Annotated in this window: 6 protein-coding genes and 11 tRNA genes; all 17 read right to left on the reverse strand. The window is 44.8% G+C overall.

The features are described 5' to 3' along the window. Positions 1–588 precede the first annotated feature (588 nt). The gene (gene glmM, locus KSP24_RS24430) at positions 589–1929 is read right to left on the reverse strand and encodes a phosphoglucosamine mutase (protein WP_013373235.1); all 1341 of its coding nucleotides are present in this window, start codon (positions 1927–1929) and stop codon (positions 589–591) included. Positions 1930–1989: 60 nt separating this feature from the next. Beyond that, the gene (locus tag KSP24_RS24435; protein WP_216977055.1) at positions 1990–3459 is read right to left on the reverse strand and encodes a CdaR family protein; all 1470 of its coding nucleotides are present in this window, start codon (positions 3457–3459) and stop codon (positions 1990–1992) included. Then, a complete protein-coding gene (cdaA, locus tag KSP24_RS24440; protein WP_013373237.1) occupies positions 3456–4289 on the reverse strand; it encodes a diadenylate cyclase CdaA in 834 nt (277 codons plus the stop codon). Before cdaA ends, KSP24_RS24435 begins: the two co-directional genes overlap by 4 nt. Before the next feature lie 221 nt (positions 4290–4510). Continuing rightward, positions 4511–5134 (reverse strand): anti-sigma factor, encoded by a 624-nt coding sequence (locus tag KSP24_RS24445; protein ID WP_013373238.1) that lies wholly within the window; start codon positions 5132–5134, stop codon positions 4511–4513. A gap of 150 nt (positions 5135–5284) precedes the next feature. Next, positions 5285–5851: an RNA polymerase sigma factor SigW gene (sigW, locus tag KSP24_RS24450; RefSeq protein ID WP_013373239.1), complete on the reverse strand. Its 567-nt coding sequence runs from the start codon at positions 5849–5851 to the stop codon at positions 5285–5287. Positions 5852–6041: 190 nt separating this feature from the next. Beyond that, positions 6042–8834, reverse strand: a complete 2793-nt coding sequence (ppc, locus tag KSP24_RS24455; RefSeq protein WP_216977057.1) for a phosphoenolpyruvate carboxylase — start codon at positions 8832–8834, stop codon at positions 6042–6044. Positions 8835–9560: 726 nt separating this feature from the next. Continuing rightward, positions 9561–9631 (reverse strand) — tRNA-Gly (locus KSP24_RS24460). Positions 9632–9640: 9 nt separating this feature from the next. Continuing rightward, positions 9641–9714, reverse strand: a tRNA-Pro gene (locus KSP24_RS24465). 22 nt (positions 9715–9736) lie between these two features. Next, positions 9737–9813: transfer RNA gene (locus KSP24_RS24470), tRNA-Arg, on the reverse strand. A 5-nt stretch (positions 9814–9818) separates the two neighbouring features. After that, positions 9819–9893: transfer RNA gene (locus tag KSP24_RS24475), tRNA-Gly, on the reverse strand. 10 nt (positions 9894–9903) lie between these two features. After that, a tRNA-Leu gene (locus KSP24_RS24480) sits at positions 9904–9984 on the reverse strand. A gap of 11 nt (positions 9985–9995) precedes the next feature. Then, positions 9996–10071: transfer RNA gene (locus KSP24_RS24485), tRNA-Lys, on the reverse strand. A gap of 4 nt (positions 10072–10075) precedes the next feature. After that, positions 10076–10150, reverse strand: a tRNA-Gln gene (locus KSP24_RS24490). Between the two features lie 55 nt (positions 10151–10205). Further along, a tRNA-Val gene (locus tag KSP24_RS24495) sits at positions 10206–10281 on the reverse strand. Between the two features lie 11 nt (positions 10282–10292). Beyond that, positions 10293–10364: transfer RNA gene (locus tag KSP24_RS24500), tRNA-Glu, on the reverse strand. 11 nt (positions 10365–10375) lie between these two features. Further along, positions 10376–10448, reverse strand: a tRNA-Thr gene (locus KSP24_RS24505). Positions 10449–10451: 3 nt separating this feature from the next. Further along, a tRNA-Asn gene (locus KSP24_RS24510) sits at positions 10452–10527 on the reverse strand.

Here is a 10527-nt window from a genome sequence, read left to right on the forward strand (position 1 = left end):
CACAGGACTAACGTGTGCGGTAGATTGTGGAATAAAGTTCATTCATCTATGAAGTTGTCAATGATAACTATAGAATTTACAGGCATCTCTTCACGAATGTAACGAAATTCCCAAACCGCGCACGCCAATGATGATGGCCGCACATTCATGAAATGAATCTTATAATTTAGGTTATAAAATAATTTGGGCATCTACCGGTGCGTTGTGTAAACAGTTGCCTGTTCATTTTCCGCTGCCGGTTTACGGGTTGATGCTTCACCGGAAGGTCCCCGCCGAATGTTTCGAACACCTTCACCTCGTCAGCTTGCTTTGTCGTGAACCGATGCGAGCAATATCATCTCAACGGAATCTATTGCTTCTCCACCAAGTTCCCCCGCACAAAATCAAGCTCTGGCGCTTGTATTACGTTACCTCACAACCCTCGCTTTCTCTATTTGAGTCACAACATCCCTATATTATATTCAGCAGAGCATCATTTGGCAATGACACTTTATTCATAATTACACCCTAAAGGCGTTAAATCCTTAGTGAATAACCGTAAATGCGGTTGCCTGCTTATGTTAACAGGCAACCTACGTTTACAAAATTTTAAACTAATTCTTTTTTCACGACATCTACGATCTGTCCGACGAATTGCTCCAGCTCATCTTTGTCCGGGCCTTCGGCCATTACACGAATAAGCGACTCTGTACCTGAAGCACGGACCAATACACGCCCATTATCGCCCAATTGTTGTTCCACCTGCTCAATGGCTTCTGCAATCGCAGGATTCCCCTCGTAATTGCGTTTGTCCTGCACACGTACATTCACAAGCACTTGCGGATATTGTTTCATAAGCGATTTTAGCTCGCTCATCTTCTTGCCGGAAGCTTTCAGGGTATCTACCAACTGAATCCCCGTCAGCATGCCATCACCTGTCGTATTGTGGTCTAGGAAAATAACATGACCAGACTGCTCACCGCCCAGATTAAATCCACCCCGACGCATTTCTTCCATCACATAACGGTCTCCGACCGCAGTTTTTGCAGTCTTGAGAGCCAGCTTTTCAGTAGCTTTATAAAAACCGATATTACTCATTACTGTCGATACAATGGTGCTGTCCTTGAGTTTTCCAGCGCGGTTCATTGCATCCCCGCAAATACAGAGAATGTAGTCTCCATCTACCTCTTCCCCGTTCTCATCAATTGCGATCAGGCGATCAGCATCGCCGTCAAAGGCAAGCCCAATATCCGCTTTCAAGCGGCGCACTTCCTCTTTCAGCTTTTCAGGATGAGTCGAGCCACAATGATCATTGATATTCAATCCGTTTGGCTCCGCTCCGATCGTGTGCACTTCAGCTCCCAAATCCGCAAAAAGCTTCGGCGCCAGCTCATAAGCTGCTCCGTTTGCACAGTCCAATACAATTTTTAGACCTTCAAAAGAATGACTAATTGTTGTTTTCAAAAACTCCAGATAATCGTAGCGGGAATGCTCGTCTACAACAACCGTGCCCAACCCGCTGCCAATCGGACGAGGCAATTGGTCTTCTTTTGCATCCATAAGCTCTTCGATTTTCAATTCCGTTTCATCGGTTAATTTAAACCCATCTCCGCCAAAAAACTTAATCCCGTTGTCCTCAACAGGGTTGTGAGATGCTGAGATCATTACACCAGCGTCCGCTTTCAATTGCCGTGTGAGATATGCCACCCCAGGCGTCGAAACAATACCCAGGCGAACCACATTAGCCCCAATGGACAACAACCCGGCTACCAGTGCCGATTCCAACATCAGCCCGGATATCCGTGTATCCATACCAATCACAACTGTCGGTTTCTCTACATTACCTGCTAAGACATATCCGCCGCAGCGGCCAATGCTATATGCCAGTTCGGCTGTTAGTTCCTGATTAGCAATGCCTCGTACACCATCTGTACCAAAATATTTCCCCATGTAAAATGACTCCCTTTTTTTGTCTAATAAATCTTGATCATTTACTACAGATAAAACATGTTATGGCTGACTGTTCTCCGAGGTTCCATTCGCAGAAGATTCTGCGCCGTTATGAGGATTTGTTTTATCCTCCGCAGCTGCGTTGTCCCCGGTATTAGCGTCAGAGTTGCCACCTTGATTGCCCTGCCCCTCCTGTGGCCTCTCCTGCCCCTTATCACCACTACCAGAGGGGTTTGATTCATTCTCACTATTCGGATTCGTTACAGCAGGCGTAGAAGGGCTCTCAATGTTTACCGTTGCCTTTAGTTGGCCGGCATTCCCGGCTTGTGTAATGTATTTAGGCAAGCCTACTTTCAAAGTAACCTCGTGTTGACCAGCCGAGAGGCCACTTACATTTGCCACCAAACTAACGTCATCATTGGTTAAATTGTTTACCAAATCCTGAGGACCCTTCACAGTAACATCCATCGTCTTGCCTGTGGGCGCTATGACAGTCGCATTAGCTCCATCTCCTGCACCTTGTAAAACGATTGGGATGCCCGACAGCGTCCGTTCCGTATCTGTAACTTCATTAGAAGGAACGACGGTCACCTGAATTTGTATTGACCCTGGCTCGATTTTATCAGAACCTGAGGGAGCTGCCAAATTAGCTTGAACCGTACGGGTCCCCGCTTCCGTAAATTGACTCAGATCGAGTGTAACCGTGACATAAGAGCTGAGGCTGCTTAATACATCCTGTGATGCATATACCGCTGCTTCCTTCACGTTTGCGTTTACTTTAGAAAGCGCCAATCCGTCTGGCAACTCTCCGGAATAGACTATCTTGACAGGCACAGACTTCGCCTGCTGAGTGACTGGGATTTCAACGGACACCGTGGATGGCTCAATGACCGCACCTGTGAGTTCCTGTCCCTTTTTGTTATAAGCTTTCAGTTTTACACGTTTCTGTTCAAACTTTTCTGAAATGCCATCCGTATTAACAGCCCCTTGCACCGCAGTAACGGTATTCAACTGGCTTTTGGGTAAAGTAACCTTTACCGTTTGAGGAGCAATCACAGGCTTGCCGAGCTGTAGCCCCGCATCTGGACTACCCTTAGGTACTATAGATACATTAAATGATTTCGTTTGTTTTTCCTCAATTGTTACTGTAACACGGTTAGGAGTCATCGATACCAATTCCACCCCATCCGGCAAATCCGGTTCAAGTGACAATGTTTTAGTACCCGCTCCTAAGCCGCTTAAGTTTAGTTTTGCCTGATAATTATCCGCGAAAAAAGTAGTCAGGACAGAGCGCTGTCCTCTGACCTCCATCTTTACATGATCCGTGTCCATAGTAGACAGCACATATTTTGAATCATCCAGACCACTGGCCTGAATGGCCACATTATCAATTATTTTATTATTATAGGAAACGGTCAACGTAGACGAAGGTGTACCTGTATCCAGATGAACCATTCCCCACAGCATTATAGCAACCGCAAGCGCCAATATCTTCGAAATCGTATTATTGTTAATCCATTTGTCCATCATGAATTTCCACGGCCTCCCCTCCGATTCCAGAATGAGCCGCGTTTTTCCTTCAGTGACGGTGTTGGCCGCAACTCCTCATACAGCTTGGAGATTAGGGATTCTTCCTTAATGTCTCGTACGACCTGACCATTGATAGCCAACGAAATTTGCCCTGTTTCCTCCGATACCACGACAGTTACGGCATCAGTTACCTCACTCACGCCAATTGCAGCCCGATGACGGGTTCCCAACTCCTTGCTAATGAAGGGATTTTCCGATAATGGCAAATAGCAGGCCGCAGAAGCAATCTGTTTATTTTGTATAATCACCGCACCATCATGCAAAGGCGTATTGGGAATGAAGATGTTAATTAGCAGTTCAGAACTAACTACGGCCTGTGTCTTGATACCAGACTCCGTATATTCGTTCAGTCCTGTCTCGCGCTCGAATACGACCAATGCTCCTATTTTTCTACGTGATAAATAATTCAGCGCCTTAATCATTTCTCCAATTAACTTATTGATTTCTTCATCATCTACCGACGAACGCCCAAATAATTTACCACGCCCCAACTGCTCTAGAGCACGACGCAACTCAGGTTGAAAAATAATAAAAATAGCCACTACACCAAAGGTGAACATCTGATTCATCAACCACTTGAGCGTGTACAAATCAAACCAGGTACTAACCGCCCAAATAACGACCAGGAACAGAATTCCTTTTAACAATTGAACTGCTCGCGTTCCGCGAACAAGTAAAATAAGCTGATACATAATATAGGTTACGATTAAAATGTCGATAATATCTTTAATGGACTCTTTCCAAGTCAGGTCCGCAAAATAATCCAACATGCGCATGCCCCCGCAATTTTCTGTAGTGAGTGGGTGTAATATGTACACAGTATGCTCTCTCTATCTAGGTTATAACGATCAGGCTCACGTTGCAAGCTGTGCGACAAAAGAATCACCAAAATCAGTAAAATACAGTACGATTCGCCAGATTCATATACAAAAAAACGCCTTTTCCAGCGGAAAAAGGCGCTCGATATCGTTCTTGCCATTTCAAGCTTCTTTTATGGAGAAGACGGTCCCCCGAACAAATCGGTAACCTTGTACCAAATCCAGTCCAAGGTTTGATCGATACTTTTAACCTGTCCTGCAATATGGGCGGTTGAAGCTTGATAGTAAGAGCCGTCAATCACAGTAAGATTTCCTTCCACATCACCGTATACACGGGCCTCACCATTTTGTACTGTTAAATCTCCGGCAATGGATTTCCCTTCAGGTACAATTACAGTATCGCCCTGAATAACAACTTGATCTAGATTGCTTCCTTTGACTACCAATTGATGGTCCGTGCTAGAAAAGCTGGCCATACTTGAGCATATCACAATAAGGAAGAAGGCGGCAGCTGTTACAGCGGGATGCCTCTTCACCCAAGTTAGCATAGGCACCGCAGGCTGTCTTTTATGCGGCGGCAAAGCATTCATAATGCGAAATGTCAGCTCATCCGATACACACGGCACTTGATGATAGCGTGTACCGTAAAGCATCGCATCCGTCCGCTCCAGCTCTTTAAAACGCATGCGGCATTCCGGGCAGTCTAACAAGTGTTGTTCCAACTCATGTTTGTCCTGCTCAGACAGGTCGCCATCTAGATAGTCATGCATAAAAGAGACGGCTTGTTTGCAATCCATATGAGCCAATCCTTTCTAATATTCTTCCGTGTTTCTCAACATAACATGCTCCGGCTTAGAAACTTTGCTCATCTTACATACGTTACAACGAGCATTATGTTTCATAAAAACATCTACGCAGGCTCTTTTCCTAGAATGTATGCACATCATTTATAGCTTGTGCTCCAATTTTTTGCGTAGAAAATCCCGTCCCCTGTGTACTCTTGTCTTAATTGTGGTAACTGGGAGATTGAGCACATCGCTAATTTCCTGCAAGGAAAGCTCCTGCAAGTACCGTAAAACCATAATCGTCTTGTATTTATCCGGAAGGCTGTCAATGGCGTCATGAATTAAAGCTTGCGTTTCCGACAACAGCGTACTTCCTTCAGGGGTAAGCTCTTCACTAGCAAGCATGGCGTACCCATCAACACCTTCTTGATCATTCATTTCAGCATCAAGTGAGTATGTAGGTTTTCTCCTTCGCAGACGATCAATGCACAGATTTGTAGCAATCCGATAAATCCAGGTTGAGAACTTCTGCCCATGGTCATACTTTTCCAAGTTGCGATACACACGCAAAAAAGTTTCCTGCACCAAATCCTCCGCCTCATGACGATTACCTAGCATCCGGTAGGAAAGATGAAAAATCCGATCTTTATATAACTCGACTAACTCCGCAAAAGCTCGCTGATCACCTTTTTGCACCAGCCTAACCAAGCGGCTTTCCATATTATCCACTCTATACTCCCCCAGACTTGCTGATGGGTTACTTATTATATGTTTATGATTATTCATCGTAGTTTAATTTTATCCAGAAATCAACTGAAGTATGGACACAAGTAACAAACTCGTGCGTCATTACTATAAACACAACACAATCGGGCACTCCATGAGTACCCGATTGCCTGTATTATACAGCCAAACTATATCAGCCTGTGTTTCTCAAGCCTGCGGCAATTCCGTTAATCGTCAACAGTACCTCACGCAGCATTTCAGCATCATCACCGTTCTGATTACGTAGCTCGCGTAGCTCACTTAGCAATTGAACCTGCAAATAACTTAACGGATCGACATAAGGATTACGCAACCGGATAGATTCCTGAATAACAGGTACATCGTCCAAAATCTCGGATTGTCCGGTTATTTTCAAAATCAACTCAGATGTCAGCTTGAACTCTGCAGAAATCTGTCCAAATATACGTTGTCGTGCTTCTTCATTATCCGACATCCCAGCGTACTCCTCTGCAATCAGCAAATCCGCTTTAGCGATTGCCATTTGCAGTGTATCAATAAGCGACCGGAAGAAAGCAGAGTCTCTAAACATCGTTTGCAGCACTTTAAGGTTATCTTCATTGTTTTGATAGTAGCTTTGCAAACCAGTTCCTGCCGCATACCAAGCGGGTAGCAAGTAACGACTTTGTGTCCACGCAAAAACCCACGGAATGGCGCGCAAGTCCTCAAAACGTTCGCTATTCTTACGCTTGGACGGGCGAGATCCAATATTCAGCTCGCCTACCTCAGGCAACGGTGTAGATTCTTTGAAGAAACTGAAGAAATCCGGGTCTCGGAAAATCAAATCTTGATACTTCTCCAGTGATACCTCGGAAATACGGGCAATAATCTCCTCCCAGCTTTCCTCGAACACTTCTTTCTTTCCCGAGCGATGATAGGCAGCAGCCGTAATTAACGCCGATGTCGCCTGCTCCAAGCTCCGATATGCAATCCCCTTGAGCGAATAACGGGATGATAGCACTTCGCCTTGCTCCGTAATCTTAATTCCTCCACCAATGGTATGAGGAGGCTGAGCCAGAATACTGCGGTTAAGTGGCATTCCTCCACGCCCCAGCGCTCCTCCACGTCCGTGGAAAAACTTCACTTTTGCGCCATACTCGTTTACTACTTCCGTAATGCTATTCATAGCGACTCGAAGTTCCCAGTTCGCTGTAACCACACCGCCATCCTTATTACTATCCGAGTAGCCAAGCATGATCTCCTGAAGCTCATCCATGGCGGCTACAGATTGTCGATATACAGGCAGGTTCATCAATCTTCTCATAATATCAGGTGCAGCGTGCAAATCATCTATCGTTTCGAACAAAGGAACGGATTGCAGCGTACAGATGACAGTGCCATCCTTCTCGATGCGGAACAGGCCCACCTCTTTGGCTAATACCATGACCTCAAGCAAATCACTGGCTCCTTGGGTCATACTGATCAAGTAGCTTGTAATGGATTGCTTGCCAAATTCCTCCTGAGCCAAATAAATCGTACGATATACATCAAGACATTCCTGTGTGCTACCACTATATTTTAAATACGGCGAAGTAATCGGACGCGGTTCATTCAGCAGCTGTTCCAGCAGATCTATTTTTTCTTCCTCTGACAGCTTACTGTAATCTGACACAATATTCATTTTAGAAAGAATTTCAGTCATCGCATTTTCATGTTCCTGACTATGCTGACGCACATCCAGCGTAGCCGTATGAAACCCGAATAGCTCTACCTGACGAATCATCTTTTGGATATACGTGTCTGCCACATAATCAGCAAAATGATGGCGCAAGCTGTTGTCAATAACATTCAGGTCTGCAATAAGTTCTTCCGCGGAGCTGTAGCGCTCCTTGGTACCCTGTTTGCTTTCATCCAAAACGTTATTCACCTTAGCAATCATATATGCCAGTTTGATGCGATAAGGCTCTTTTTCGTTATGCCATACTTCCATTTTTTTAAGTGTGATGTGGGCGCGATCTTCTTCAATAGAAGCCAACAAATCATCAGAAACTCGCACAATGCTGGTACTGAAGCTCAAGTAACCCATGAGTTCTTTCAGCGTGTGCTGATATTCTCTCAAAGCCAACTTGCGCTGCATACGTAATGTTTCCCAAGTCACATGAGATGTAACAGATGGATTCCCGTCTCGGTCTCCACCGATCCAAGAACCAAATCTCAAATAAGTTGGAATGTGCCATTTTTGCTCAGGATAATATTTGACCAAACATCGTTCCAGTTCTTGGTATACATCCGGCAATACATGAAACAAGGTCTCATGAAAATAATACATTCCATTTCTTACTTCATCTAATACAGTTGGCTTTCGATCACGTAGCTCATCGGTCTGCCACAATGTAATTACTTCATTAAGCAGATTTTCCCGTACCTGTTCTCGCTCACGCAAGGTAAGCATCGGATTATCCAGCAGCATGACGTCTTCGGAAATACGTTTGTGGATATCCAGGATTACTCGTCGTGTTGCTTCTGTAGGATGTGCAGTCATGACCAGCTCCAAAGAGAGTTCATTCAGCATGTTGCTAACGTCCTCTGCGGAGAAGCCTCCTTGTTTAAGCTCCTGAACGGAACTTTCGATAGAACCGGGTTGAACCTCTTCACCAGCGGAATGCTCATAATCCCGCTTACGACGAATACGATGGTTCTGCTCAGCGATATTCACCAACTGAAAGTAAATCGCAAACGCGCGAATAACCTGGTGACGAATATCCGTATCCAGTCCACTGACCATTTGTTTGAAATTCTCGTATAACTCCGGCTGATACCCGGCACGTAACGATTTACTTGCCTCACGTATTTTCTCCACGATATCCAAAAGTTCGTTGCCACCCTGATGAACCAAAACCTCACCAAGAATATTTCCTAGAAAACGAACGTCCCGCCGTAGCAGATTGTTGGATTGGTTTTTGTTAGCGGTTAACGTAAGCTCAGTCATGCTTTTCCCCCCATCTGATCTGTTCCACACCTATTCAGTTGTAGCAAAGGTACGTATACACACGAAATTTGACACTTTCTTAACATCATACAATAAAAACGTATGAAAAGCTGCAAAATTTACAGGAAAAAATCATGCTTTTGAAATACTTTTTTGGAGAATATATTGGTTATATATACATAATAATGAAATTTAAAAATCAAATCTGATTTTATAGCTATTGATGGGCGAAACTTTATGCACAGTCTCTTTTAAAAGGTGCGTTTTCAAAGGTACAAATTCTTGTGTCATGATGTGTATATGTTTATTATTTGTTGACAAAGTGAAATTCATTGCGCTCTATCCACAAAGATATACACAAAAAAGCCATAATCTCAGTATTCTAAATCTGTTTACTCATTAATCTCTACGTGTTACCCACATAAATAAAGAAGAGTGTGCACAACAAAAGGAGCAGATGTAGAGTTATCACCATGAATTTCGCAACATAATAATTATAGGATTCCTATTTTCAATGGATTTGATCACGAATTTAGCCTTACTACAGGAAAAAGGGGGCCGTAAGAGGGGAAATCCGGGTCTAGGTGATAAAAGCCTATGTAGGATATGCACAAGTCATCCCCAACCGTGCATGACAAGAGGCATCATTTAATACTCTATATACATAGAAGTTAATGTATTGTGGACAAAATAAAAAGAAGCCTTTCGGCTTCTAGGTAATCGGTAAGCGGGTGATGGGAATCGAACCCACGCTATCAGCTTGGAAGGCTGAAGTTCTACCATTGAACTACACCCGCAAATCAATATCGGGATGACACGATTTGAACATGCGACCCCCTGGTCCCAAACCAGGTGCTCTACCAAGCTGAGCTACATCCCGATATTATATTATTTTAAAAAGATGGCGCGCCCTGAGAGATTCGAACTCCCGGCCTTTTGATTCGTAGTCAAACGCTCTATCCAGCTGAGCTAAGGGCGCAAATATGGAGCGGACGACGGGAATCGAACCCGCGACCCTCGCCTTGGCAAGGCGATGCTCTACCGCTGAGCCACGTCCGCAAAAACAGGATGCGCGTGGAGGGACTTGAACCCCCACGTCAAAGACGCTAGATCCTAAGTCTAGTGCGTCTGCCAATTCCGCCACACGCGCATGTAATACAATGGTGAGCCATGAAGGACTCGAACCTTCGACACCCTGATTAAAAGTCAGGTGCTCTACCAACTGAGCTAATGGCTCTTAATGGCTGGGGATATAGGATTTGAACCTATGCATGACGGAGTCAAAGTCCGTTGCCTTACCGCTTGGCTAATCCCCAATATGCATATGATTCACAATTCCCCTATATTTCATCCATGTAAGAGAATAAAATATGGTGGAGGCTGAGGGGATCGAACCCCCGACCCTCTGCTTGTAAGGCAGATGCTCTCCCAGCTGAGCTAAGCCTCCATACTATCCTATGACCCGTAGGGGATTCGAACCCCTGTTACCTCCGTGAAAGGGAGGTGTCTTAACCCCTTGACCAACGGGCCATCCTGTAACAAGCTCTCAACCGGGATCGAACCGGTGACCTCATCCTTACCATGGATGCACTCTACCTACTGAGCTATGAGAGCAAATGGCTCCCCGAACAGGACTCGAACCTGTGACAACTCGATTAACAGTCGAGTGCTCTACCAACTGAGCTATCAGGGA

The sequence above is a fragment of the Paenibacillus sp. AK121 genome (genome assembly GCF_019042715.1).
GTDB lineage: Bacteria > Bacillota > Bacilli > Paenibacillales > Paenibacillaceae > Paenibacillus > Paenibacillus polymyxa_C.